The organism is Desulfobulbus elongatus DSM 2908, assembly GCF_000621145.1.
GTDB lineage: Bacteria > Desulfobacterota > Desulfobulbia > Desulfobulbales > Desulfobulbaceae > Desulfobulbus > Desulfobulbus elongatus.
Window position 1 is genome coordinate 125,593 of the sequence record NZ_JHZB01000002.1, and the last position, 24,855, is coordinate 150,447.

Here is a 24,855-nt window from a genome sequence, read left to right on the forward strand (position 1 = left end):
TACAGGCATGGCTGAACACACCATCATCGACACCATGATTTCCCGCCCCGGCCAGAGCCAGGGCGACCGCCTGCCCGCCGAACTGGGGGCGCACCATGCCGACATCGACGAGCGGACCGGGGCCGACCTGCTCCGCTTCGTGCATCGTCTGGCCGCGCACATCAACTCCTATGCCGACGATCCGGACCTGCCGGCCGGCGACTGGGCGAGCTTTTTTCCGGGGGACGCCGCCGCGATCGCACGGCTGCTCGCCCACGATGCCGGCGAGGCCGAGCCGCATTTGGCGCTGCTGGCCGCCTTTGCCGAGCTGTACAAGCTGCCGCAGGAGATGCTCAACCGCATCACCGGCCGGCATCTGGATTTCTTCTACCGGGAGGTGCTCCGGCTGACCGGCAAGGGGCCCCAAACCGACCGGGCGCACCTGTTGATCGAACTGAAAAAGAACGCCGAGCCGCTGATCGTCGGGCCCGAGTACCAGTTCCTCGCCGGCAAAGAGCGGGTGTATGCCCCGGATGTGGCCACGGTCATCAACCACGGCCAGGTGAGCGAGGTGCGCAGCTTCTTCGTCGATGCCGCGGGGCACGGCCGGGTGCTGATGGCGCCGGTGGCCAACTCGGCCGACGGCCTGGGTGGCGCGCTTGATCCCGCGGACCCGAAATGGCACGGCTTCGGCCACCCGGACCTGCCCCAGGCCGCGATCGGCTTCGGCTTGGCCGCGCCGGTCCTGCGCCTGCGCGAGGGCACCAGGACCCTCACCCTGCGCCTGCATCTGGCTCCGGTCAAGGAGAGCGTCACCGCCGCCGTGCTCAAGGACGCCTTTGAACTCTATCTCAGCGGCGAGCAGCAGTGGCTGGGCCCCTTTCCGCCGGAGAGCGTCACCCTGACCAGGGAGGCGGCCGGCCACAGCCTGCTGACCCTGGCCCTCACCCTGTCGTCCGAAGAGGGGGCGGTGGTCGATTACGATCCGCGCCTCCATGGCGGCGGCTATGCCACCGAAGCGCCGGTCGTGCAGGTGCTGCTGCGGGAGAGCTGCCGCACCATCGGCTACAAGGTCCTGCGGGACCTGGTGGTGGGCCGCGCCGAGGTGGCCGTGCAGGTTGCCGGCGTGGCCCCCCAGACCGTGGCCAGCGACAGCGGCGTCCTGGATGCGACCAAGGTGTTCCTGCCCTTCGGTACCCAGCCGGTGGCAGGGGCGCGCTTGGTCATCGGCTGCCCCGAGGCCCTGGACAAGCAATTGTCCGAACTGAGCCTGACCATGCAGTGGCACGACGCCCCCGCCAGTTTCGCCACCCGCTACCAGGGATACGGGGTCACCGGCATGGGCAACGGCTTCTTCACCGCCGGCGTCTCGTTCCACGACGGCGGCACCTGGCAGTACAGCCAGCCGGGCGTGGCGCTCTTTGCCTCTGGCGATGCCACCCAGGAGCAGACCCTGACCTTCCGCGCCGCCGGCGGGAAGACCAGCGGGGCACAGCCGTCGCCGGGCGAGCGGCTGCGGACCCTGAAGCGGCTCAAAACCCGCTGGGCCGCCTCGGAGGCGCGCCGCGAGATGCTCAGGCAGCCGGCCCTGGCCGCCGCGGGGACCACCGTGCCGCCGCCGCGGCAGGGGACGATCACCATCGCCCTGGAACGCGGTTTTCTCCATGCCGAATACCGCAAGAAATGCGTCGAACAGGTGGTGACCTACAGCAAGCAGGGCTCGGGCAGCCTGAGCCTGATCGCCGAACCGTACACCCCGGCCATCCGCACCATCACGCTGGGATACGCGGCGACCTCGGGCACCGTGACCCTGGGCCGGATCGGGGAAGAAAAAGTGACGGCGGACGACTGTCTGCGCTCCGACCTGCACTTCTTCCACATCACGCCGTTCGGCCAGATGCGGGAACACGGCTATCTGCGCGAGCAGGCCGGCTTTGTTGCTGACATCCGCGTGCGCCTGCTGCCGTTTTTCGGCAACGAGGGCGAGCTGCTGATCGGCCTTGCACGCCTCCAGGGCGGCGACAGCGTCAGCCTGCTTTTCCAGGTGGCAGAGGGCAGCGCCGATCCCGACCTGCCGGCCCGGCCGGTGTCGTGGTCGGTGCTCTGCGACAACTACTGGCAACCGTTCGGCGAGCAGGGGGTGGTGCGGGACACCACCAACCAGTTGCTGACCAGCGGCCTCATCACCTTTGTCCTGCCCGGTGGGGCTACCACCGGCAACACCATCCTGCCGGGAGAGCGCATCTGGTTGCAAGGGGCCGTGGCCCGCGACACCGCTGCCGTGGCCCAGTTGATCGAGGTGGCGGCCAACGCCATCGAGGTCCGCCAGCCCGGCGCCGAACCGATCCTGACCGATCCCGTGCTGCCCGCCGGTTCGATCAGCAAGATGCGCACCCAGCCCGCGGCGATCAAATCCTGCCGCCAGCCCTACGCCACCTTCGGCGGCCGGCCGGCCGAGTCGGCCGAGCATTTCCGCAGGCGGGTGGCCGAACGGCTGCGCCACAAGAATCGCTGCGTCACGCCCTGGGATTACGAACGGATCGTGCTGGAGGCCTTTCCCGGCGTGCACCGGGTGAAGTGCATCCCCCACGCAACCGGCGACTGCTGGCTGGCGCCGGGCAATGTGCTGATCGTGGTGGTGCCGGATCTGAACAACCGCAACGGCGTCAATCCGCTCGCGCCCAAGGTCGATGCCGACACGCTGGCGCGCATCGCCGCCCATGTCGGCGCCCGCAGCGCCGGCCAGGTGACGGTGCGGGTGCGCAACCCGCGCTACCAGCAGATCCTGCTCGACTTCAAGGTCCGCCTGCGCCGGGGCTATGCCTTCAACACCTACGGCAGGGAGCTGAACCGGGCCATCGTCCGCATGCTCTCGCCCTGGGCCTTCGGCGAGGCGAACCGCGACATCGGCTTCGGCGGCACGATCTACAAGTCGGTGCTGCTCGACCGGATCGAGGAGTTGGCCTATGTCGATTATATCGAGGAACTGCGGATGGTCAGTGCCTTCGGCCCGCCGCCGGCCAGCGCCGTCGATGTCGACGAGGTGCGGCCGCTGGCGCCGGATGCCATCCTGGTGTCCGCCGAAGGCCACCGCATCCGCGAGGCGTGATGCCATGAACCGTTCCCGCGCGCAAGCGCCACCGCAATCCGACAGGCCGAGCCCATGTCCATGCCGACCATGACCATTCCGAAGAAGCGGACCGGCGAACCGGCGCTCGACCAGCGGCAGCTGTTCGCCATCGGCCTTGCCCATGTGCAGCGCCTGGCCCGCCAGGTATGGACCGATTACAACGTCCACGATCCGGGCATCACCATCCTGGAACTGCTCTGCTACGCCCTCACCGACCTGGGCAGCCGGGCCTCGCTGCCGCTGCCCGACCTGCTGGCCACCGAGACCGACAACGCGGCCAACATGGCCGGCCAGTTCGTCACCGCTGCCCGGATCCTGCCCAACCGGCCGCTCACCCAGCTCGACTACCGCAAGCTGCTCATCGACATCAGGGGCGTCCGCAATGCCTGGCTGCAACCGGCCGGCCTCACCTATTACGCCGATACCGTGGTCGGCCAACTGCTGCGCAGCCATCCCGGTACGCCGGGCATCGAGCCCGTCCGCCTCGCCGGTCTGTACGAGGTGCTGATCGATTACGATTCCAACCTGCTGGAGGAGCAGAACAGGGTGGAGCGGGAGGTGCACCGGGTGCTGCACGCCCACCGCAACCTGTGCGAGGATTTCATCGCCTTCCGCAGGGTCGAGACCCAGTCGTTCACCCTGTGCAGCGAACTGGAGCTGCATGCCGATGCCGACCAGGCGCAGGTGCAGGCGGAACTGCTGTTTAAGGTGCAGGAGTATCTGGCCCCGCCGGTGCGCAATTATTCCCTGGAGGAGATGCTGGCCCGCCGCCGGGACGACGGCAGCCCCTCTACCATAGACGAGATCTTCGACGGCCCGCTGCTTGCCTGCGGCTTCATCGACGATGCCGAATTGGCCGCGGCCGAACTGCGCACCGAGATCCGCCTCTCCGATATGATCGGCCTGATCATGGACATCGAGGGCGTGGCGGCCGTGCGGGAGATCGTCATCCAGGCCGACGGCGAGAAACCGGCGACCAATCCCTGGGTCGTTCCGGTGGCCGCAGGCAAGAAGGCCCTGCTGAACAGCCAGCGGACCCGGCTGGTGTTCTACAAGCGGGCCATGCCGGTGGTGGCCGATCCGGTCCGGGTGCAGGCGCTTCTCCAGGAACTCAACCAGGCGCAGACCGCGCAAACCGACCGCGAGGCCCCGTTCGATCTGCCCCTGCCGCTGGGCACCTTCCGCGCGCCCGCCGCCTACCATGCCGTGCAGAACCATTTTCCCCGGCTCTACGGCCTGGGCGAGGACGGCCTCAGCAGCGCGGCCCCTGCCGGCCGCCGGGCCCAGGCCTTGCAGCTCAAAGGGTATCTGCTCTTTTTCGATCAGTTGATGGCCGATTACCTGGCCCAGCTGGCCCATGTCCGCCACCTGTTCTCCCTCGACCCGGCCATGCTGCGCACCTATGCCCATCAGGCCGTGACCTCGTTTCGGGACTTCGACAAACTCTACGGCGAGGCCGATGCGGCGCAGATCCGCCAGACCATCGAGACCGCGGTCGAGGACCAGGGCGATCGGCAGGTTCAGCTGGAGCGGCGCCACCGTTTCCTCGACCACCTCATCGCCCGGTTCGCCGAACGGTTCACCGAGTACGCCCACCTGATGTACGCCGAGTTCGGCGCCAGCGCCGAGCAGCTCGTCGCCCACAAGTGCGCCTTTCTCCAGGACTACCCGCGCACGTCGGCGGTCAGGGCCCAGGCCTACGACGCCAGCCTGCGCCAGGACGCCGACCTGTGGAACTCGGACAACATCTCGGGCCTGGAGCGGCGCCTGGCCGGCCTGCTGGGCATCCGCAATTCGCAGCGCCGCAATCTCGGCGACATCGCCTTCGATATCTACGTCGAGGTGGACGACACCGAAGGCGACGAATTCCGCTTCCGCGTCCGCAACCGCGAGACCGGCAAGATCATCCTCAGCAGCAGCACCCGGTACGCGACCTCGGTGCAGGCCTGGGCCGCCCTGCGGCTGGCCATTTCCTGGGGGCAGCTGGGCAGCAGCTATCAGCGCAGGCAGAGCGTCGACGGCCGCCACTATTTCAACGTGATCGACGACCAGGGCGAGGTGATGGCCCGGCGGATCGAATACTTCACCGATCCGGCCCGGATGGAGGCGGTCATCGCCGAAACCGTGGAGTATCTGCGGGTCAACTACAGCGAGGAGGGGATGTACCTGATCGAGAACATCCTTCTGCGACCCAGGGAAGGCGGCGGCGTGCCGGACCCCTTCCTGCCGATCTGCGCGGCGGCAGAGCAGCCGGACTGCGGCGGCTACGACCCGTACAGCTACCGGATTCATGTCGTCCTGCCGGCCTATGGCAGCCGCTTCCAGTCGATGGCCTTCCGGCGCTTCGCCGAGGAGGTCATCCGGGCGGAGACGCCGGCCCACATCCTGCCCAGGATCTGCTGGGTGAGCAAGGAGGACATGGCCCGGTTCGAATCGGCCTACCGCGACTGGCTGCTGCTCAAGTCCGGCCGCGAGCGGAGCCGCCGGCATGAGCGGCTGGTGCGGTTCATCGGCGAACTCACTGCGCTGCGCAATGTCTACCCCCGGCAGCGTTTGCACGAATGCGACGCCGACGAGAGCCGGGAAAAATTCATCCTCGGGCGAACCAGCCTGGGGTCGGAACCAAGCGGGGACGTCTGAGCATAAAAACGGCGAACCGAACGGGACGGCGGCAGCGGCGCCGATCCGGTTGAGAAGGAGAGGGGCATCATGGCAGGGATACATCGGAGTCTTGAGGCGATCGCGGCAACCTACGCCGTCTTCGAGAAGAATCAGGTGCTGAGCCACGAGGAGCTCAACAGCGTGGCCGCCTATCTGGACGACCAGGGGCGGATGACGCGGCTGGCCCTGCTGGGGGCCGGCATCGTCTGCGGCCTGCAGCTTGGCCGGCGCGGCGACGCGGTGGTGCTGGGGCCGGGCATCGGCCTGACCACCGACGGCGACCTCGTCTGCCGCGGCGGCGAAACCGTCTACCAATGGTTTCGGCCCTACGACGCCACCCGGCCGGCGTACGCGCCCTTCTACGTCGGCGGCACGGTGCCCGGCACCATGCTGCCGGTGTTTGAGCTGACCAGCACCCAGGAGGCCGGCGAAGAAGGGCGGCCGGAGGAACTGAGCCGTTTCACCGACCGCACCGGCCTGAGCCTGGACAACCTGGTCGGCGTGCTGTTCATGGAAAGCGCCATCACCGAGTTCGACCTGTGCACCGGCACCGATTGCGACAACCTGGGCCAGGAATGCCGCCATGTCCTGCGGCTGCTGGCGGTGGACCAGGCCCTGGCGACCGCCCTGCGCGAGACGGTGGTCACGCCGCAGCAGGCCTTCGCCAAACTCGGCGAGCTTGTCGCCACCCGGCCGGTGTTCACCGGCGCCACCAACACCCCCAACCTGCTGGCCCAGGCCTTCCGCACCGCCTGCGCCGGCATTCACGCCGGTCTCGCCGCCGAACTGCCCAAGCTCTATCCGGCCTGCGCCCCCTTTCTCGGCGATCTGTTCGCTGACGGCGACCCGGCCGCCTTCTGGCTGCTGCAACTGAACAGATGGCGCGATTATTTCGCCGGCACCGGCCGGCACATCCAGTACTACTACGATTTTCTCAAGGACCTGGCGGAAACGTGGAACGATTTCCGCTACGAGCTGGCCGGCGAGCGTACCTGGTGCTGCCCCGATCCGCAGGCCTTTCCCAAGCATCTGCTCCTCGGCGCCTTCAGTCCGGCGGCCGGCCCGGACACCTTCCGGACCGCCTTCTATCCCTCGCCCCTGGTCAGCCGCACCGCCGTACAGCTGCATCACGCCCGCTTCCTGGCCGGCAAGATCGACACCCTGATCCGCACCTTTGCCCTGCCCGAGATAACGGACATCCGCGTCACTCCGAGCCGCGGCGAGGCGACGCCGCTAGAGGAACGGGCCATTCCCTGCTATTACCTGGCCAACATCGCCCCCCCCATCCATACCCAGTGGAACTTCCGCCTGCAGGAGCGGGGCCTGGCCGCGACGAACTACTCGTACAACGCCGGCCTGTATGGCGCCACCGGCGCGGCCGCCAATCCCCTGGCCGCCTCCCTCGGCCGCTATCCCTTCTTCCGGATCGAAGGGCATCTGGGCCAGCCGGTGGCCACGGTGACCGCCGTCCTGGAAAGCCGGATCAAAAGCGCGAATCTGCCCTTCGCCGTGCGCGCCATCGCCCTCAGCGCCGACCGGACCAAGGTGGTCAAGCGGCCGGGCATCCGCTACACCGACCTGCACCGGCTGCATTACCTGTTCCGCCAGGATGTGAGCCGCCAGTTGAGCGACGCCATCCGCTTCAGCCAGAACTTCAAGCAGAAGGTGGACAAGGCGGTGCGGACCAATGTCATCGCCAACCAGGCCGACGATGCCGGGGTGACCTACACCGGCTACGCCAAGGACAAGAACACCGAACTGGCGCGCAGCGCCGCCAAGGTCCGCGCGGTGCTCAACCGCACCTATTCGCAGTACAAGGCCGACACCACCTGGAAGGCGAACGTCGCGCCGGCCCTGGAGGCGGCCGGCCGGTTCAAGGCCCGGCTGACCGAGGTGGTGAAGACGGAATTCGCCACTCCCTTCGACGCGCTGATCGGCAACGACCGGCTGCAATGGCTCGACTGGCTCGACGACATCATCAAGGGCAGGGACGAAAAAGAAGACGACCGGCTGCTGTTCGCCCCCTTCCTGGCCGAGTATCCCGGCATCGAACACGCGGGCGGCGTGCCGCGCGGCGGCACCTTTGTCCTGGCCTACGACGAGCAGCAGCAGGTGGTGGCCGACTTCATGCTGCCCTATTTCTGCTGCGAGGCGGCCGAGGAGGAACCGCCGCAGCCGCCGTTCAAGAAACCGGGGCTGCGGCCCGGCTGGGTGGTCGGCAACGGCATCACCGTTCTGCCCTCGCGCACCGAATTCATCCGGGACACATTGAATGTCTTCCGGGACGATCAGGTGAGCACGCTCATCCGGGACAAACTGGTCGGATTCAAGAGCGAGCATGTCGACACCCTGCGGGATAAGATCGAAACAAACCTGACCGCCAGGATCGATGTCCTGCAGAAGGATTATCTCGGCACGGTCAGGGAATCGGCCAACCTGATGGGCAACGCCCTGATTGCCGGCAAGGGGCAGGCGGCCGGCATCGATAAGGGCGCGGCGAGCTTCAGCGACAAACAACTGGAATCCATGGTCGCCAATGCCAGGGAAAAGGAGGCGGCGGCCAAGTACCTGGCCGGGAAAGCCACGCAGCCGGGAATCGAGGAATCGCAACGGGTTATCTACGAGCAACAGGCCAAGGAGGCCGAGAACGATCTGGCGATCGCCATAGCCGATGCCACGAAGTATATCGCCGATTCCAAGACCGATGTCGCGGCCGGCAGCGAAGGCATGGCCGCCATGCTGGCCCTGAACAGCGGCCTGGCCACAATCAAGGACGAGACGGCCAAAAAGACGGTCGACAACCGGTTCAGCGCAATCAAGGCGGGCGCCGCCAGCACCGGCCTGGTGGTGGTGATGGATGCCATGACCGCAGCTAAGATGCGATGAGGCGGCAATGAACAGGCCCGCATCCGGCGACCATCGCATCCGGTCCCTGCACTGGCGGGTGGCGGTTCCCACCGCCGGAGAGGCCTTTGCCTGGCGGTCCTTTCTCCATGCACAGGGAACGGAACTGCTGGTGCAAGCCTTGGCGCAACACTGCGATGCGGCAGCCTCCGACGGCGAGGTGCTCCGCATTCCCCGGCTGGAGCTGCGCCTGCGCCTCGGTTCGCCCGATGAGCTGGCAACCCTGCTGCCGGAGGCGATCCGGCGGGAATGGGATCGTCAGCTCGATGCAGGGCATCGCGTTGCCCGGCTGGGGCCCGGCGAGGGGACGCCGTCCGCCATTCCGGCTGTCGACGATCAGAAACTGGACGATTTGCTGCACTACCTGCGCACCGGCTTTCTGCCCTGGCGGGCGGCGGTCGGTCCGGCCGAGGAGATGATCGGTATCCTGGCCGCTACCCTGCATGACCAATGGCCGGCGGTGCTGGCGCTCCTGCGCCAACAACGGCAGAACGCCTCCTTCCTCTTCCGTCTGCTCCACCTCGTTCCGGATGCGGAGCGCGGTGCGGTGCTCGCCGCGTGCCTCGACCTGCTGCCCCAGGGGGAGGGGAGAACCACTGCCGAGGCATGCCTGGCCGTGCTGCGGGACGAGGCGGCAGGATTGAGCCGCCATGCCCGGCTCAGCCTGACGGCCGCGGTGCTGGTTCCTTTGACCGGCGATGCGGAGCGTCTGACCGGGCCGGCCTTTTCCGCCCTGCTGGCGGCCTCGATCGCCCTGTCCTGCGATCAGGCGCTGGTGGAGCGATTCCTCGCCCTGCTGCCCGAGGCGATCCGGCGGGAATGGGATTCTCCGCCCGACCGGGATGACCCCGGTGCCGGACCGGAGGGCGGCAAAGGGACCTTGCCGCTCACCGTCCCGATAATCGGCGGACAGGAACGGCCCGATCCGGTGCCCTCTCTAAGCGCCGAGTTCCCGTCCTGGCAGGCAGTGACCGGCCGGACCGGGGAGGCGGACGACATCTCGGCCGTCCCTGCACCGCATATGGACAGCGGACGCGATAAGGCGACCGGGCCGGATCTCTATCCGTTGCGGGTTGGCCAGGCGGGCCTGGTTCTGCTCCATCCCTACCTGGGCCGGCTCTTTGTCCACTGCGGCCTCATGGAGCCGGGGGAGAAGCGGCTGGCGCCGTCCGTCCTGCCGCGCATGGCCGTGCTGCTGCACTATCTGGCCACCGGCCGGGACAAGGCGATGGAGTTCGAACTGGGGCTGATCAAGGTCCTGCTCGGGCTCGATCCGCCGGCCCCAGTGCCGGTGTGCGAGGACCTGCTGGCCGAGGCCGACAAGAGGGAGGGGCAAGCCCTGCTGGCCGCGGTTGTCGGCCACTGGAGCGCGCTGCAGAACACCTCTCCCGAGGGGCTGCGCGCCTCGTTTCTCGAACGGCCGGGACTGCTGCGCCCCACCGGGGACGGCTGGCAACTCAACGTGGAGCGCAAGGGCAGGGACATCCTCCTGGAGCGCCTGCCCTGGAGCATTGCCCTGGTCCGGCTGCCCTGGATGCCCCGGCTGCTGCTGGTGGAATGGTGAGGCCCCATGCGCGACAACGCCCGCGATCTCGAACAGGAACTGGCATGGTTCGCCCAGATGCTGGACGCCCGGCTGGCGGCCTATGTCGGGACCGGGGCCGACGCCCGGCCGGCCGACGACATCCCGCCGCCGGACCTGAGCGGGAGCACCTCCTGGTACGCCCGCTTTCTCGGCCACTACCAGCTGTCGGCGGGCGAACGGCTGGTGCTGCTGCTGGCCCTGATCCCGCATATCCGGCCCCAGCTGCTGGACGTGCTCTGGAGCAGGAACCAGGCGGTCGACCGCGGCTTCACCGAGTTCGGCGGCGTGCAGGGCGCCAGCCACGGCGGCTTTCTCCCCACCGGCGAAACGGCAGCCTTCCTCCTGGCCGGGGACGACCTCGCCGCCCGCTTCGCTCTGATGGGGCTGTTTGCCAGCGACCATGTCTTCGCCCGCCACGCCATCCTGCAACTCGCGCCGGTGGCCCCCGGCGAGCCCCTGTTGAGCGGCGCGCTCACCCTGTCCCGCGAATACGTGGCCTGGCTGACCACCGGCACCGAGCACAAACCCAATTACAACAGCGAGTTTCCGGCCCGGCTGATCGGCACCCGCCTCGACTGGGACCATCTGGTGCTGCCGTCGTTTACCCTGACCCAGTTGGAGGAGATCAATCACTGGCTCCGCCACGGCCGGCAACTGCTCTACGACTGGGAGATGGACGCCAAGCTGCCCCCCGGCTTCACTGCGCTGTTCCACGGACCGCCGGGCACCGGCAAGACGCTGTCGGCCTGCCTGCTCGGCAAGCATTGCGGCTGTGACGTCTACAAGATCGACCTCAGCATGATCGTGTCCAAGTACATCGGCGAAACCGAAAAGAACCTGGCCCGGATTTTCGACCTGGCCGAGCACAAGCAGTGGATTCTCTTTTTCGACGAGGCCGACGCCCTGTTCGGCAAGCGGACCAGGGTCGACGACGCCCACGACCGCTACGCCAACCAGGAGGTCAGTTTTCTGCTCCAGCGGATCGAGGAGTTCAACGGCGTGGCCATCCTTGCTTCCAACATCAAGGCCAATATCGATACGGCCTTCCTGCGCCGGCTGCATGCGGTCATCCATTTTCCCATGCCCAAGCCGGCGGAGCGGTTGCGGATCTGGCAGGGGGCCTTTCCGGCGAAGGCCCGGCTGGCCGAGGCCGTCGATCTGGAACGGATCGCCGAGGCCTACGAACTGGCCGGCGGCGCGATCATGAATGTGGTCCGCCATGCCTCCCTGCAGGCGCTCAGCCGCGACAGCGACACCATCCTCCCGGATGACGTGGAAGAGGGCATCCGCAGGGAGCTGCGCAAAGAAGGACGAACCGTCTGAGCCGGTTTGGGCCGGCCGACGGGAAACGCGAGGCAAAGGCAGTGGATATACCCAGGCAGAAAATCGTCAACCGCATGCCCCAGGTCAAACCGGCGGCCGTCTCGCTGCCGGCGGCCGCCCTGGTCCGGCCCAGGCCGGGCTCGGCCCCTGCCGCCGCTTCCTTCGCCGCCGTCATGGCTCAGCCGAACCGGGCATCGGCCGCCTTCTCCCTGCATGCCGGCCTGCGTACCCCGGCACTGGCGCGTTTCGGCGGCATCGGCCCGGCGGCCCGGAACCAGCGACCGCTGCCGCAGGCTGCCGGCAACGGCCAGCAGCCGCGCCGAACCGAAGAAGCTCCGAGTGAACGGACGCAGGCGACCGCGCCGGCCCAAACCGCCCCCGCCGGTGCCGCCGCGCCGAGCCGGCAGGACGAGGCGGAGACGGCCGCCCGGATCGATTCACCTCCCGCGCCCGCCCGCGAGGAAACGCCCGCCTCCCAGGAGCCGGCCCCGGCCGACGACGGCTGGGCTGAACGCAACATCCCGACTGCCCGACCCGAAAGCGCCCCGAACCCGGCCGAACCTCCTCTCCCGGACCGGATCGGGGCGCCGACGGCTCAGGCGGAGGCGCCGGCAAGTCCGGCCGCCGAGCCGCTGCCGGCAAAGCCACCGCCCCGGAGCGAAACCCCGGAAGCGGCCGCTCCCGCGACGGAGCTGCTCGGCAATCCGCAGATTCCGCTCGCCGCCGCCGCTGCCGAGAGCCTGCTGCGGATCGAGCGCGCCACTGCGGACGCCGCCGCCCGGCTCAAGGCGGACGCCGCGGCGAAACGGAGCCAGACCTCGGCGCTGTTTACCGCGAGAAGGCAGGCCCTCGCCGCGCTGGTCAACGGCGGCATCCGGACGGTGTCCGACACGATCGGCCGCTCTTACGCCCTGGTCGCGGCTTGGTTCCTTGCCGGCGTCGATGCGGCGAGAAACGGCCTCCTGCGTCTGGTGGCCGTGGCCCTTGCCACCGGCATAGCCGTTGCCGCCAGGGTGCAGGCCCTGATTATGGGAATGGTCGCCGGGGTTGCGAGCGGTGTCAACACGGTGATCGAGCAGGTGCTCGGCATCGCGCGGCTGGTGCCGATTCCCCCTCTTCCGGGAGCGGGCCGGATACGCGCTACGGTGCTGCGCGGGGCCGGCCGGATCGCCGGGGTCATCCGCGGGGCGCTCACCCATGTGCAGCGCTTCGCCGCCCTGGTCGTCGGCTCGGTGCTCGGTGCGATCATCGCCCTGGCCAGTCGTGTCGGCATGGCCCTGGTCGCCATTGCCACCCGGCTGGCAAGCATGGTGCGAACGGTCGTCACCGCGGTGGTCCGCGCCCTCGACACGGTGAGAGGATGGCTGGTCGGCCGGATCCGCTGGCTCGCCGGCCAGGTCGGGGCCGTGCTGAGGCGCATCGAGGCCCAGGTGCACGACTATATCGACCGGAGCGAGCAGCAGGCCCTCGACGAGATGACCGCAAACAGGCGGACCGCCCGGATGAGCATCCTCCAGATTCTCGCCTTCTGCTACCTCGGGGAGGATTATCCCGACGACGAGGCGGACAACGACCTGCTCGACCGGGTGGACAGCACCGCTTCCAAAGAAGAGTTCGAAGGCGCGGCCCGGACGGCGCTGGCGCGCACCGTTGCCCGGACCCTTGCCGCCCACGAGCAGACCCTCCAGCGGTTCAGGCGGGCCACCGCCAGCCTGATCGTCATGGCGGTCAGAATCGTCCTCGATTTCCTTGCCGGCATCGGCCGGACGATTGCGCAGGCGATCGGCACGGCCGTGGCTCACGTTGCCGCCGCGATCACCCGGTTGATGGCGAGCTTCGGCGTCCTGGCCGGGCAGATTGTCGCCGGGGTGGCCGCGCTGATCAGCCGGGTGGGTGCTCTGCTTGTGCGGGTGCAGGAGGTGGTGGTCGCGGTGGCGCGGTCGCCGCTCACCGCTTTCAGCAACCTGGCGTGGTCGGTTGTCGGGCTGGTGCGGAGCTTTTTCCAGCGGGTGGTCCTGCGCCTGGTCGAGATGCTGCGCTCGGCGGTCGGCTCGGGAAGCGCGCCCGATCCCGACTCGCTCACCAGCGGCTTCGCCGCCTTCGATACGAGCCGCCTGGCCGCCGCCGCCCGCATGGCCTCGCCGGCCGCGGCCGTGGTCCCGGTCCTGGTCGGCGTCGGCATCGTGATCAGCGAGGCCACCGTTGCCCTCATCCTGACGATCCTGTTTTGGGTGGGGGTCGTTTTGCTGATCATCCTGGCCATAATCTTGCTGGTCCTCCTCATCCGCTGGATTATCGCCAGGGTGCGCAGCATGCCGAAGGCCAAACCGCTACCGCGCGTTCGGCCCCGGCCCCGGCGGCGGCGCGGTCCGCGGACGCCGCTCCGCTGGAATCCCTCGCTCTCCTATAGCGTGGTGGTGGGCTCCGGCGGGCTGCCCGGAACGCTCGATACCACGGGCCGTTTGCCGGCAAAGGCGCCGCTCCACGGCCATCATGTCTGGCCGAAATTCGTCGGCGGTCCCGCAGTCCAGCCGCTGATGTCCATCAGGGACAGCGTGCACCTCGGCGTTGTCCATCCGTCCCTCAACAGTTTTTTGGTGTTGACGGCCAGGGGTCTGGGACATACGATTTCGACCCATACCACGGACCCCAGGAATATCGCCTTCGTTGCCCACCTCCGCCGCGATCTCCTCGATCGGAGCCTGTATTCCGCAGGCATGGCCGGGTATTACGCGGGCCTGAACGCGATCACCCGCCCCGCGATTCCCGCCGCCGCCTATCTGCGGGGCATAACCTCTTCCTTCCCGCGGATATGAGGCCGGATGCGCATCCGGCTGCGGCCGGCGGCGACGACCGGCGATGGTCCGGGCAGACGATGTGAGCAGATGAAGAAGAAAACGCGAACCGGATACGAACAGAGCGGGCCGACCCCCATGCGGGAGATGTTTGCCGATGTCTACGCGGCCAAGCAATGGGGCACGCAGTGGCGGCTGTTCCGCCTGCTCAGACAGTGGCCCGAAGTCGTCGGTGCCGAGGTGGCCCGGCTGACCGCGCCCGCCTTTTTCCGCCGGGAAACCCTGTGGATTTTTGTTCAGGATTCCGCCTGGATGCACCATTTGCAGTATGTCAAGACCGACCTGATCGCCCGCATCAACCGCCATCTCGAAGGAGAGCCCGTCACCGATCTCCGCTGGCAGCTCTCCCCCCCGCCCCAGCCGCAACCCGAACACCGTTCCCCCGATCCACGGGCGATCGACCCCGAGCGAGAGCAGTCGTTCTGCCAAATGACCGAAGCCATTGCCAACCGGGAAAGCCGCGAGGCCCTGCAACGGTTGTGGCGGCTTTTTGCCGCCCACGACGAATAGCAGGCCGCCCGGCCGCTCCCATCCATTCGCCTGCCGGGACAAAGTTAATCCCGGCCGGGTGCTTTTTTTGCGCTTTGCCCGGAAATAGGCTATGGTAGCGGCGGATATTTTTGTTCCGATCCCCAGATTTTCCCGATACGGCAATGAAACTCGTTGAATTGATAGGCAATACCCCGCTGGTCGAACTGAGCCGGCTCAACCCGGCCGCCGGCCGGGTGGAACTGCTGGGCAAGCTCGAATCCCGCAATCCCGGCGGTTCGATCAAGGATCGGGTCGCCCTGTCCATGGTCGATGCCGCCGAACAGAGCGGCGAGCTGACCCGCGACAAGATCCTCCTCGAAGCCACCAGCGGCAACACCGGCATCGGCATGGCCATGGTGTGCGCCGCCAAGCAGTACCGCTGCCAGCTGATCATGCCCGAATCGGCCTCGATCGAGCGGCGGCTGATCATGCAGGCCTATGGCGCGGAGATCATCCTCACCCCGGCCAAGCGCGCCACCGACGGGGCCATCGAAAAGGCCTACGCGCTCGCCCGCGAACACCCCGACCGCTATTTTCTCGCCGACCAGTTCAACAATCCGGCCAACTGGCAGGCGCATTACCGCAGCACCGCCCCGGAGATCTGGGAGCAGACCGGCGGCCGGGTGACCGACATCGTCGTCACCCTGGGGACCTCGGGCACGGCCATGGGGCTGTCGAAATGGTTCCGCGACCACCACCCGGAGGTGCGGGTGATCGCGGTGGAGCCGTTTCTCGGCCACAAGATCCAGGGCCTGAAGAACATGAAGGAGTCCTACAAGCCGGGGATTTTCGACAAGAGCCTGCCGCACGCCATCGTCAACGTGGCCGACGAGGACGCCTTTGCCACGGTCCGCCGCCTGGCCGCCGAGGAGGGCATTTTCGCAGGCATGAGCAGCGGCGCGGCCATGTTCGCCGGCATCCAGCGGGCCGGTGAACTCGACGGCGGCTGCGTCGTGGTGATCCTGCCCGACGGCGGCGAGCGCTATCTGAGCACCACGCTCTTCGTCCGCCGGGAAAAGGTCGAGGAGGAAACCGCCCACCTGCGGCTGTTCAACACCATGACCCGCAAGAAGGCGATGTTCCAGCCGATCCGCGACGACCGCGTCACCCTGTACGCCTGCGGGCCCACGGCCGCGGAATCGCCCAACCTGGCCCACTGCCGCCGGTTCATCGTCGCCGACCTGATCAACCGTTGCCTGCGCGCCAACGGCTATGCGGTGGAATTGTACATGAATTTCACCGATCTCGACGACAACACCATTACCGGCGCCATCAAGGCCGGCGCCGATCTGCTCGCCTTCACCGGCCGCTATATCGACGAGTTCAAGGAGGCGGTCGAGGTCCTCAACGTGGAAAAGGCGGCAGGCTACCCGCTCGCCTCCGAGCATGTCGGCGACATGATCGAGATCGCCCACGACCTGATCCACAAGGGATACGCCTACGAGAAGCTGGGCTCGATCTACTTCGACATCTCCAAGTTCAAGAAATACGGCCGCCTGTCCGGCATCGACCTGAGTAAGATCAAGGTCGGCCAGACGGTGGACCTCGACAACTACGAGAAGGACAACCCCCGCGACTTCACCCTGCTGAAGCGCTCGACCCTGGCCGAGCTGAAAAAGGGCATCTTCTACGAGACCGACTGGGGCAACGTCCGGCCCGGCTGGCACATCGAATGCTCGGCGATGTCGACCAAGTATCTCGGCGAAACCCTCGACATCCACACCGCCAGCCAGGACCTGGTGTTTCCGCACCACGAAAACGAGATCGCCATCGCCGAGGCGCTCACCGGCAAGCCCCTGGCCAATTTCTGGCTTCATTCCGGCCAGTTGCTCAAGGACGGCCGCAAAATGGCCAGCGACACCGGCAACGTGGTCACCCTGCGCGAGGTGCTGGCCAAAGGCTACAGCGGCCGGGAGCTGCGCTTCATGCTGATGGGCGTTCATTACCGCAAGCCCCTCCTGTTTTCCTACAAACGGCTCGACGCGGCCCGGACGGCGCTGCGGCGGATCGACGAGTTCACCCGCAAGCTCCTCTGCCTGCCCGCCGGCCTGCCCCATCCCGAGGTGGCCACCTACGTGACCGAGTTGGAGAAGCGCTTTTTAGAGGCGGTGAACGACGATCTCAACATCTCCGGGGCCATCGGTGCATTGTTCAATTTCATCAAGCAGGCCAATCCGGTGCTCCAGGCCCGGCAGTTGGACAGGGACCAGAAACACGATGTCCTGGAAGCGCTGCAACTGATCAACGGGGTGCTCGGCGTGCTGCGGCTGGAGCATTGCCCGCTGACGCCGGAGATCGACCGGCTCATCCGCCAGCGCGAGCGGGCCCGGCAGCTCAAGGACTGGACCGCCGCCGATTCGGCCCGCGAGGAACTGCTGCGCAAGGGCGTCACCATCCACGATACCGCCGCCGGCCCGGTCTGGGAGCGGGTCGACGGGTAATTCATTTCCAGGTCAGACAGGACGCGATCGCGCAGAGAAATCTGGCGGAGGATGATGGGGCATTTCGACCAAAGGGAGGAATCTCCTTGTTATGACGAGATTTCTCCTCGCTGTGCTCATGGAAATGACCCAAAAAACATATCGCATTTTTGAAGTGGAAATGGAAGAAGACGCGCGGTTTGCGGAGGCCGGGGCGCGAACCATCGAGCTCGGCCGCCCTTGCGGGAGACGGCACGCATAATGGTTGCGTTCGCGGCACTTCCCCGGTACAGTGCCAGCGCGAATAAGCGCCAGTAGCTCAGTTGGATAGAGCAACGGCCTTCTAAGCCGTGGGTCTGGGGTTCGAATCCCTACTGGCGCGCCAAAAATCAAAGGTTTTTCTTTGGAGTCGAGAAGGTTTCTTCTCTGACGACAAGGAACCTTTTTAACACAGAAGCCCCTTGGGGAGTCGGGAAAATTGTATCCTGCCTCCTTAAGGGGCTTTTTTATTTTTTTAAGACTGAAGCGACGCACTTGCTTCTTGGCCGATCCGGCCGGGGGGTAGGTGCGTTTTTTTTTGGGATCGGCCCGGAGGTGACACAACAGAGGGCGCTAACTGAGCTGTAGAAGCAAAAAGGCCGCCGGTGTTCGCGCACCCACGGCCAATCCGGAAGTCTTGAGACTTCTGTCAGGAGGGAAAAGTGATAAACCTCCTTTATTCCTGACAGATTACCCGAAAAAAAACGGGGTGTCAAGTACATAGGGATATTTTTTGCTTTTTCCGCTCGAATAGGAAAAGTGAAAATATGGAAACAATTTCGATTGGTTATGACTGGAAGCAAATTGCAAAAACTGAAAGATATATGAAGAAAATGATCTCTTCCATAAAGAGGCCGTCCGGCCGAAGAAAGTATTCCGATGGGCTACGTGATGCGTTCATCCTCATCTTTAGATGCACGCACGGACAGGACTTTACGTTTGTAGGCCTTAAACGCCTGGAAGAAGAATTTGGGGTACATCCTCGGACCATCGAGCGATGGCTAAAAACGCTGATCGAAGATGGTTGGATAGCTAGAGGCGTGAAGTGCATTGATGGATATATGCGCTGTGGTTTTTACCTGCTGGCGCATCCATTGCTGCTGAATTTGTTAGAAAAATTGAATCTTCCCTGGAGAAAACACAATGAAGAACAAGAAGCTGATCAGATTAAAGCGGGAGGCCCCGAGTCAGAAATATCTGACGGTTCCGGCGAGCCTGATCACGAAAAAAATGGATCGGTACGAAAAATTGATGAATATCGCGCTGCTCATGCGTGCAGCGAGGAAGACAGAAATTCATCCTGCGCAGCAGGGCATGGTGAAAGCCTTGGAAAAGAAGGTCGGCCGTCCTTTGGACGACATAATCGACGACTTCCTGGAGCTGGAGTTCATGGGGGTATTCGAGTTTTCCGAGGACCGAAAGACAATTCGGCTCCTAGAAGGCGATGCGCCACCTATGCCAATCTCCAAGCTGATTTAGCCCGGCAAGTTGTCGGCAACTTGCCGGACCGTCTAACTATAAGGAATGGTTTTAATGTTCCCCCCTTCCCCCCCGAAAAAAATTTAGCCGCTTCTTCTCCTTCGGCCGCCTCTGCACCAGGAGAGAATGGAAAAATTTTTATCGAGCCAGAAGTTTCGGCCGAAGCGCCGGCAGCAGCCCTCTTTGAAATCCCCCAAGATACAGCTTGGACCGAGGCCAAAAACACAATCTGCGCCTCCTCCCCCCATCTTCGGCCGCTGCTTGATCAGCTCGCCTCGCGCCGCTTGGCCGACGGCACGCTTTCCCTGGATGGCCCGGCTGACCCGGTGACCAACATCATCGAAAGGCAGTATGGTCGGCGCATAGCCGAGGCCTTGCGCCAGGTCGGCGTGGATCGGCATCAATACGGCGTATGGCCGCCCGAGCTGCGCCAGCAAATAGAGGCCCGCGACCAGGCCCGCGCGGATCGGGAGCGGATCAGAGAAGAACGGCAGCGGCAACAGGCCGTAGCGGCCAGGGCGATCCGCCTGGCGCAAATGACACCTGCCCAACAATTCGAGCAACTCGAAGCGGCTTATCCCGCCGGCAAAAGCGGTTGGTGGGCAAAGCAAGTCTTTCTCCGGATGCATAAACGCGGAGATATTCCTGCACTTCCTGTGCTGTTGTCGGCACTATCCCGCCAAAAAGACAATCCATCATGGCAACGCGATAACGCCCGATGGGTCCCGAAACTCAACAACTGGCTAATTCAACGCCAATGGAGAGAAAAATGAAAAATTACAGCTATCAGATTGATCCGCGCCCTGTTGAAGTCGGTGGCGGTTGGCGTCTTCGCTTGCTGGAGAACGGAAAAGAAGTGGGAGGCGGAGTTTTCCCACCGATTGAAGGATTTGGCGACGAGCTTGGATTACAAATAGCTTATGACGAAGCCATCTATGAGGCATCACTTTGGATTACAGAGCAAAAAAACAGAAGACACAGTGAAATATCAAGATAACAGGTAACTGAAATGAGTAAAAGCAAAGATAAAGACGACATTGCTTTTATCAATATGAGATATGGAATGAAATTCAATTCTATTCTCACGATTCCGTCAGATGTTTGGCGAAGTAACTTGTCAATGCATGCAAAAATTCTCTATATTCTCATAAGTGAATATGAGATTGATACAAGGCATTGGCGAGGTAGTCGTTATGAATGCAGAAAAATTATAAACACTGAATCCAGTGATTATAAAATGAAAATGTCTGTTAATGACTTCAACTATTATATAGGTGAAATGGTCGTTGATTATATTTCTTCATTGGAGAAAAAGTCTTCTGAAAATTTATTAAAAAAATCTGCGCAAGAGCTGATTGAAATGGAACTCGTAAAGGTATCTAAATGACAAGAATGTATGGGAAGGCTCGGTTAGAATTTTTTTCGATAAAAGATGAGTTTGTCGAACTTCGTAGTAAAGGATGGCTGATCCGTCCTATATATAGAAAATTTCTGTCTGAAGAAAAAATTTCTATGAGTTATCAATCGTTCTGGCGTTATGTCGACAGGTTTGAAAATCCAAACAAGAAAGATCGGAATTTTGATCCTGTAACTTTGAAAGATAAGAAAAAAGAGGACTAGAAATGATACATTTTATTTTGCAAGGCAAAGGCGGTGTCGGGAAAAGTTTCATATGCGCTGTCCTGTACCAGTATATGGATAACAAAAATATGAATGTTGTTGGATTTGATACCGATCCTGTTAACACTACATTTGCAGGCTATAAATCTCTTGGTGTTAAAATCATCGACATAATGAGCGGAGACGATATAGACCAGAGAAAGTTTGACAAGATGATTGAAATAATTCTAAAAAATAATGATGTATCCAACATCATTATAGATAATGGCGCATCAAGTTTTGTTCCTTTGGTGTCATATCTCAAGGAAAACGATGCGCTACAAATGATAAAAGACGCTGGACATGATGTTCAATTGCATACAGTCATAACAGGTGGTCAAGCAATAGGTGACACATTGGCCGGGCTTAGTGTGTTGGCAACAAATTTTCCTCAGTCAGATATTGTTGTTTGGCTGAATCAGTACTTTGGCAGCATTGCATCACCCGCAGGCGATAAAAATTTTGAAGATTTCAAGCTATACAAAGATCACAGTTCGCAAATCCGCTGCTTGGTTCGCATTCCTCAACGCAAACAATCTCTGTTCGGCAAGGACATCGAAGAAATGCTGTCCCGTCGCCAGACATTTGAAGAAGCAATTAACTCTGACGAAGTGCCGGTCATGACCAAGCAACGCCTGAAAATATTCTGGAAGGAGATGTGCGCGGAGCTGGATCGGGCGCAACTGGTTTGAGGAATCCAAGGACAAAAGAGCAGCCATGAAAGAGATTGAGAAACGAGCGCAAGCACCGGTGGTTGAAGTCCAGAATGGCCAACCGGTGACAACTACGCTGGAAGTCGCCAGGTATTTTGGGAAGCGGCATAAAAATGTGTTGCAAGCAATTGAAACTCTTCTCCCGCAACTGCCGGAAATCAACCGGCTGAATTTTCAGCCCGTTGATTACACCGACGCCAAAGGAGAAAACCGGCCAACTTATCTGCTCACCCGCGACGGCTTTATTCTGCTGGCGATGGGATTCACGGGACAGAAGGCTCTGCAATTCAAAGTGGCCTACATCGATGCCTTCAACGCCATGGAAGCGGAGATACAAAAAGACCGGCAATGGGTCTCCGGCCTGTCCGAATCCCTGGAGCGGATTTGTCCGACGCCGGTTCGTGAAGAAACCACCGTCCGGAATCAACGAGCCGTGAAACTACTACGGGCGATGGCAGCCTATTGGGCGCTACTCGAAGACATGCCGCAGGAAACGGCGGAGAAAGCTGTCTGCGCCGTGGGTATGCTCAGGGAATTGGACGACTTCGATTTTGACAAGCACCTGCTTGACCCGATGTACTGCTTTCTCGAACAGGTCATCGCCCGCCCCAGCTCAAAAGACGGCCGGCCGGCAACTGAACAACAGATCGACACCATCGAGCACCTGTTGGACGCCTGCGCCCAATACAAATATTCGCGAGACAGAAATGTCTACGACCTGCTGAAGTGCGAGTACGGCATCACCACCGAAGACATTCTAAAGAGCAACGCGGGGCAAGCAAGACGGATTGCAGGCCTCGCCTACAACTTGCTGTGCCGACACGAGACGCTGACCATGGTGATCGACAAAATCAAAAGCCGCGCCGGGGATGCCATCCGCAAAAACCAAATCGAGAAGAGCAATGGACGATAAGGCTATGACTGAGAAAAAAATTTGCGGCGCTGGAAATGGCGAGACGACTTTTAACTTGCCGAACATTGGCCTTGGAACAATGCGCACCTCCGCAACTTATGCCGCCCTGTTCATCCTGCTTGAGGGTGACCGGGAAAATCAAATTGACGTTCTCGACAGTGTAATGAAGGCGCTGAACATCGCCCCGGAAGAGATACTGCATAACCGCAAAATGCCTGATGTCTGCGACGAAGCAGCTTGGCGGAAGTGGAACAATAAAAAGGAAGCCATCATTGCCCTGAATAATCGATATTGAAAGGGTGCTGCTATGGAAAAAGAAAGAAGAATAACAAAGAGTTCACCACTCTGCTCCCGGCCAAACGGAAGGAGTTACTTCGAGGTGACTTGTCCGTGGTGTGGCACTGTAGCGCGCTGCTATCGCTGGTCGATGGCGGCCGTGGGCAAGCGCTGTCCCGGTTGCGGAGCGATGCATTCTTCAAATGGAATTTCCAGGAGGACCAAATGAGCAAGAAACACGTCCCGCTTTGCGCAGGCTGCGGCATAGACCTGATAGACCTGCCGCGCCGAGCTGAGAAGACAAGCCTTTGTCCATAGTGCGAGAAGAAGATTGAGAACGGCCAAGTGGCTTGGTCGTCCTCCAAAAAACAAACGGTCGAGCCAGCAGGTGACGACCGGCAACTTTCTTTGTGGTGACCCCATGGAAGACAACGAAAAGACCTTCGACCCGCCGGCAGCTCCGATCCTGCCTGACGGGATTGGTTTGACTCATGACCAGGTGGCCGAGTTGTTGGTGTTGCAATGCAAACTCGAAGTGTCGCCGGATGACCCCATGATGATGATGGTGACACTCCTCAATGCCTACCTGCACGAGCAGGACAAACTGTTGCAGCGCCACAACCAGGCGTTGACGAGCATCTTGTCTGCTCGGACTGACGGATACGTCCAGGCCGTGGAACAAGTCTCGAACGACCTGAAAACCAGCCTGGCCTCCTCCACGGTCGAGGGCATCCAATCCACCTACAAGCAGTTCCGGATCAGTTCAATCTGGTTGGCGGGGATCATCGGCGTCTCTGCCCTGGTCAACGTAACTGTATTTGTCCTGCAGGCGGTGTCACGATGAAAAAGGACCTGGAAACCTTGGAAATACAACTCCCGCCCGAAGTGGCGGCGGAGCTACGCTATCTCGTGGAACTGCATGAGAAACACGGAGCCCCGAACCCACAGACAAGCGTCGAATCCCTGATCGTTGAGATGATGGGAATCGTCGCGGCCGGGAGCCGCCGGCCGTGCTCGTGGGAGCGAGGAACCTTGGCGTCAGCAGGGTTGGTGGCGAACTGCGACGAACATCGTCGTTATCGGCGCGATTATGGCCGGCCCGCTCAAAAGCAGGAGCCGGAACGATGATCGACAGCCGCCTGCTAAACGCTCTGGAGCACAATCTTGGCTCCAGCATCATGTGCGCCCTGAACGATCCGGACGTGGTTGAAATCATGCTCAACCCCGACGGCCAGGTATGGGTCGAGAAGCACGGCCAGGATATGACAGTGCTCGGGACCATGTCGGCCGAGAAAGGCCGGTTGATCCTGTCTCTCGTCGCCAGCGGCCTCGACACGACGGTGACCACGGAAAACCCCATCGTAGAAGGCGAGCTGCCCCTGGACGGCTCGCGGTTCGAGGGCTTATTGCCCCCGGTCGTGGAAGCTCCCAGCTTCACGATCCGCAAGAAGGCATCCAAGGTCTTCAGCCTGTCCGACTATGCCGCTCAGGACATCATCCCGGCCCATATAATCCCGTTCCTGGAAGCACAGGTGTCAGCCCGGATGAACATCCTCGTGGTGGGCGGCACCGGCTCGGGCAAGACCACGCTGGTCAATGCACTCATCCGGGTCATTGCGGATCAGTGCCCGAATGATCGGCTGTTGATCCTGGAGGATACCGAGGAACTCCAGAGCAAAAGCCCGAACACCGTCTTTTTTCACACCTCGGATCATGTAGACATGCGCCGCCTGGTCAAAGTGACCATGCGCTATCGACCGACTCGAATCATCGTAGGTGAGGTCCGAGATGGCGCGGCTCTCGATCTGCTCAAAGCATGGAACACCGGCCACCCTGGCGGCATAGCAACTGTGCACGCCAACAGTGCGGCCGAAGGACTGGACCGACTGGAAGAGCTGGTCGCGGAGGCGACGCCGGCGCCCAAGCAACGGCTCATCGGCAACGGCATCGACCTGGTGATATTCATCGAACGCGCACCCGGTGGTCGCCGGGTGTCAGAAATATTGCGTGTCAATGGTTGGCACGCCGAATCTCAATCGTACCGGATGGAGACTGTTTATCATGCTTGACTCGCTTAAAACCAACAAACTGCTCGTGTCCTTCATCGTTGCCGCCGTCGTAGTGGCAATTCCGGACCTCGCCGCTGCCGGTGGCATCACGGAATTTTCCGATCCGCTGGAGAAGGTCGCCAGCACCGTCACCGGCCCGGCCGGCAAGTGGATTTCCATTGCCGCCATGGGCATCTGCGGCGTGATTTTCATCTTAAACAAGGACGATATGAGCGGCGGCTTCCGAATGCTGCTCCAGGTGGTATTTGGGGTCAGCTTTATCGCCTTCGCCGCCAGTATCGTCAACTCGGTGTTCAGCTTCTCGGGAGCGCTGATCTGA

19 protein-coding genes and 1 tRNA gene are annotated in these 24,855 nt (G+C 62.7%); all 20 read left to right on the plus strand.

Annotation, left to right across the window (positions count from 1 at the left end; genetic code table 11):
* Positions 1-7 precede the first annotated feature (7 nt).
* Entirely contained in the window at positions 8-3,088 is a 3,081-nt protein-coding gene (locus Q362_RS0101575) for a baseplate J/gp47 family protein (protein ID WP_028317245.1), read from the plus strand.
* 54 nt (positions 3,089-3,142) lie between these two features.
* Positions 3,143-5,749, plus strand: a complete 2,607-nt coding sequence (locus Q362_RS0101580; RefSeq protein WP_211248430.1) for a hypothetical protein — start codon at positions 3,143-3,145, stop codon at positions 5,747-5,749.
* A gap of 69 nt (positions 5,750-5,818) precedes the next feature.
* On the plus strand, positions 5,819-8,656 hold the full coding sequence (locus Q362_RS0101585; RefSeq protein WP_028317247.1) for a hypothetical protein: 2,838 nt from the start codon (positions 5,819-5,821) through the stop codon (positions 8,654-8,656).
* Between the two features lie 7 nt (positions 8,657-8,663).
* Positions 8,664-10,238, plus strand: a complete 1,575-nt coding sequence (locus Q362_RS21830; RefSeq protein ID WP_028317248.1) for a contractile injection system tape measure protein — start codon at positions 8,664-8,666, stop codon at positions 10,236-10,238.
* 6 nt (positions 10,239-10,244) lie between these two features.
* Entirely contained in the window at positions 10,245-11,582 is a 1,338-nt protein-coding gene (locus Q362_RS0101595; RefSeq protein ID WP_028317249.1) for an ATP-binding protein, read from the plus strand.
* Positions 11,583-11,623: 41 nt separating this feature from the next.
* Positions 11,624-14,398, plus strand: coding sequence for a hypothetical protein (locus Q362_RS0101600; protein WP_028317250.1), 2,775 nt, complete (start codon positions 11,624-11,626; stop codon positions 14,396-14,398).
* A gap of 69 nt (positions 14,399-14,467) precedes the next feature.
* Positions 14,468-14,947, plus strand: a complete 480-nt coding sequence (locus Q362_RS21835; RefSeq protein WP_169737345.1) for a DciA family protein — start codon at positions 14,468-14,470, stop codon at positions 14,945-14,947.
* Positions 14,948-15,090: 143 nt separating this feature from the next.
* Complete coding sequence (gene cysS, locus Q362_RS0101610) at positions 15,091-17,409, plus strand: cysteine--tRNA ligase (RefSeq protein WP_028317252.1); 2,319 nt, start codon at positions 15,091-15,093, stop codon at positions 17,407-17,409.
* Between the two features lie 287 nt (positions 17,410-17,696).
* Positions 17,697-17,773: transfer RNA gene (locus tag Q362_RS0101620), tRNA-Arg, on the plus strand.
* Positions 17,774-18,194: 421 nt separating this feature from the next.
* Entirely contained in the window at positions 18,195-19,679 is a 1,485-nt protein-coding gene (locus tag Q362_RS23360) for a helix-turn-helix domain-containing protein (RefSeq protein ID WP_157469805.1), read from the plus strand.
* Complete coding sequence (locus Q362_RS22630) at positions 19,676-19,903, plus strand: hypothetical protein (protein WP_084312151.1); 228 nt, start codon at positions 19,676-19,678, stop codon at positions 19,901-19,903. The genes Q362_RS23360 and Q362_RS22630 overlap by 4 nt, the downstream gene beginning before the upstream one ends.
* A gap of 12 nt (positions 19,904-19,915) precedes the next feature.
* Positions 19,916-20,293: a hypothetical protein gene (locus tag Q362_RS23365; protein ID WP_157469807.1), complete on the plus strand. Its 378-nt coding sequence runs from the start codon at positions 19,916-19,918 to the stop codon at positions 20,291-20,293.
* A complete protein-coding gene (locus Q362_RS23370; protein WP_157469809.1) occupies positions 20,290-20,526 on the plus strand; it encodes a TraK family protein in 237 nt (78 codons plus the stop codon). Before Q362_RS23365 ends, Q362_RS23370 begins: the two co-directional genes overlap by 4 nt.
* 2 nt (positions 20,527-20,528) lie before the next feature.
* The gene (locus Q362_RS0101640; protein ID WP_028317255.1) at positions 20,529-21,257 is read left to right on the plus strand and encodes a nucleotide-binding protein; all 729 of its coding nucleotides are present in this window, start codon (positions 20,529-20,531) and stop codon (positions 21,255-21,257) included.
* 25 nt (positions 21,258-21,282) lie between these two features.
* Positions 21,283-22,191 carry a Rha family transcriptional regulator gene (locus tag Q362_RS21840; RefSeq protein ID WP_051553460.1) on the plus strand — a complete coding sequence of 303 codons (909 nt, stop codon included), beginning with the start codon at positions 21,283-21,285 and terminating at the stop codon, positions 22,189-22,191.
* A 4-nt stretch (positions 22,192-22,195) separates the two neighbouring features.
* Positions 22,196-22,486, plus strand: coding sequence for a hypothetical protein (locus Q362_RS0101650; protein WP_169737346.1), 291 nt, complete (start codon positions 22,196-22,198; stop codon positions 22,484-22,486).
* A 402-nt stretch (positions 22,487-22,888) separates the two neighbouring features.
* Positions 22,889-23,311: a hypothetical protein gene (locus tag Q362_RS18625; protein ID WP_035215245.1), complete on the plus strand. Its 423-nt coding sequence runs from the start codon at positions 22,889-22,891 to the stop codon at positions 23,309-23,311.
* Positions 23,308-23,595: a hypothetical protein gene (locus tag Q362_RS0101665; RefSeq protein WP_028317258.1), complete on the plus strand. Its 288-nt coding sequence runs from the start codon at positions 23,308-23,310 to the stop codon at positions 23,593-23,595. The genes Q362_RS18625 and Q362_RS0101665 overlap by 4 nt, the downstream gene beginning before the upstream one ends.
* Entirely contained in the window at positions 23,592-24,536 is a 945-nt protein-coding gene (trbB, locus tag Q362_RS0101670) for a P-type conjugative transfer ATPase TrbB (RefSeq protein WP_028317259.1), read from the plus strand. The genes Q362_RS0101665 and trbB overlap by 4 nt, the downstream gene beginning before the upstream one ends.
* The gene (locus Q362_RS0101675; RefSeq protein WP_035215247.1) at positions 24,529-24,855 is read left to right on the plus strand and encodes a TrbC/VirB2 family type IV secretion system protein; all 327 of its coding nucleotides are present in this window, start codon (positions 24,529-24,531) and stop codon (positions 24,853-24,855) included. The genes trbB and Q362_RS0101675 overlap by 8 nt, the downstream gene beginning before the upstream one ends.

What these genes read in the sequence shown, in the direction of transcription:
- Q362_RS0101575 (WP_028317245.1), top strand. Translation starts at nt 8, where the DNA reads ATGGCTGAACACACCATCATCGACACCATGATTTCCCGCCCCGGCCAG.
- Q362_RS0101580 (WP_211248430.1), top strand. Translation starts at nt 3,143, where the DNA reads ATGTCCATGCCGACCATGACCATTCCGAAGAAGCGGACCGGCGAACCG.
- Q362_RS0101585 (WP_028317247.1), top strand. Translation starts at nt 5,819, where the DNA reads ATGGCAGGGATACATCGGAGTCTTGAGGCGATCGCGGCAACCTACGCC.
- Q362_RS21830 (WP_028317248.1), top strand. Translation starts at nt 8,664, where the DNA reads ATGAACAGGCCCGCATCCGGCGACCATCGCATCCGGTCCCTGCACTGG.
- Q362_RS0101595 (WP_028317249.1), top strand. Translation starts at nt 10,245, where the DNA reads ATGCGCGACAACGCCCGCGATCTCGAACAGGAACTGGCATGGTTCGCC.
- Q362_RS21835 (WP_169737345.1), top strand. Translation starts at nt 14,468, where the DNA reads ATGAAGAAGAAAACGCGAACCGGATACGAACAGAGCGGGCCGACCCCC.
- cysS (WP_028317252.1), top strand. Translation starts at nt 15,091, where the DNA reads ATGAAACTCGTTGAATTGATAGGCAATACCCCGCTGGTCGAACTGAGC.
- Q362_RS23360 (WP_157469805.1), top strand. Translation starts at nt 18,195, where the DNA reads ATGGAAACAATTTCGATTGGTTATGACTGGAAGCAAATTGCAAAAACT.
- Q362_RS22630 (WP_084312151.1), top strand. Translation starts at nt 19,676, where the DNA reads ATGAAAAATTACAGCTATCAGATTGATCCGCGCCCTGTTGAAGTCGGT.
- Q362_RS23365 (WP_157469807.1), top strand. Translation starts at nt 19,916, where the DNA reads ATGAGTAAAAGCAAAGATAAAGACGACATTGCTTTTATCAATATGAGA.
- Q362_RS23370 (WP_157469809.1), top strand. Translation starts at nt 20,290, where the DNA reads ATGACAAGAATGTATGGGAAGGCTCGGTTAGAATTTTTTTCGATAAAA.
- Q362_RS0101640 (WP_028317255.1), top strand. Translation starts at nt 20,529, where the DNA reads ATGATACATTTTATTTTGCAAGGCAAAGGCGGTGTCGGGAAAAGTTTC.
- Q362_RS21840 (WP_051553460.1), top strand. Translation starts at nt 21,283, where the DNA reads ATGAAAGAGATTGAGAAACGAGCGCAAGCACCGGTGGTTGAAGTCCAG.
- Q362_RS0101650 (WP_169737346.1), top strand. Translation starts at nt 22,196, where the DNA reads ATGACTGAGAAAAAAATTTGCGGCGCTGGAAATGGCGAGACGACTTTT.
- Q362_RS18625 (WP_035215245.1), top strand. Translation starts at nt 22,889, where the DNA reads ATGGAAGACAACGAAAAGACCTTCGACCCGCCGGCAGCTCCGATCCTG.
- Q362_RS0101665 (WP_028317258.1), top strand. Translation starts at nt 23,308, where the DNA reads ATGAAAAAGGACCTGGAAACCTTGGAAATACAACTCCCGCCCGAAGTG.
- trbB (WP_028317259.1), top strand. Translation starts at nt 23,592, where the DNA reads ATGATCGACAGCCGCCTGCTAAACGCTCTGGAGCACAATCTTGGCTCC.
- Q362_RS0101675 (WP_035215247.1), top strand. Translation starts at nt 24,529, where the DNA reads ATGCTTGACTCGCTTAAAACCAACAAACTGCTCGTGTCCTTCATCGTT.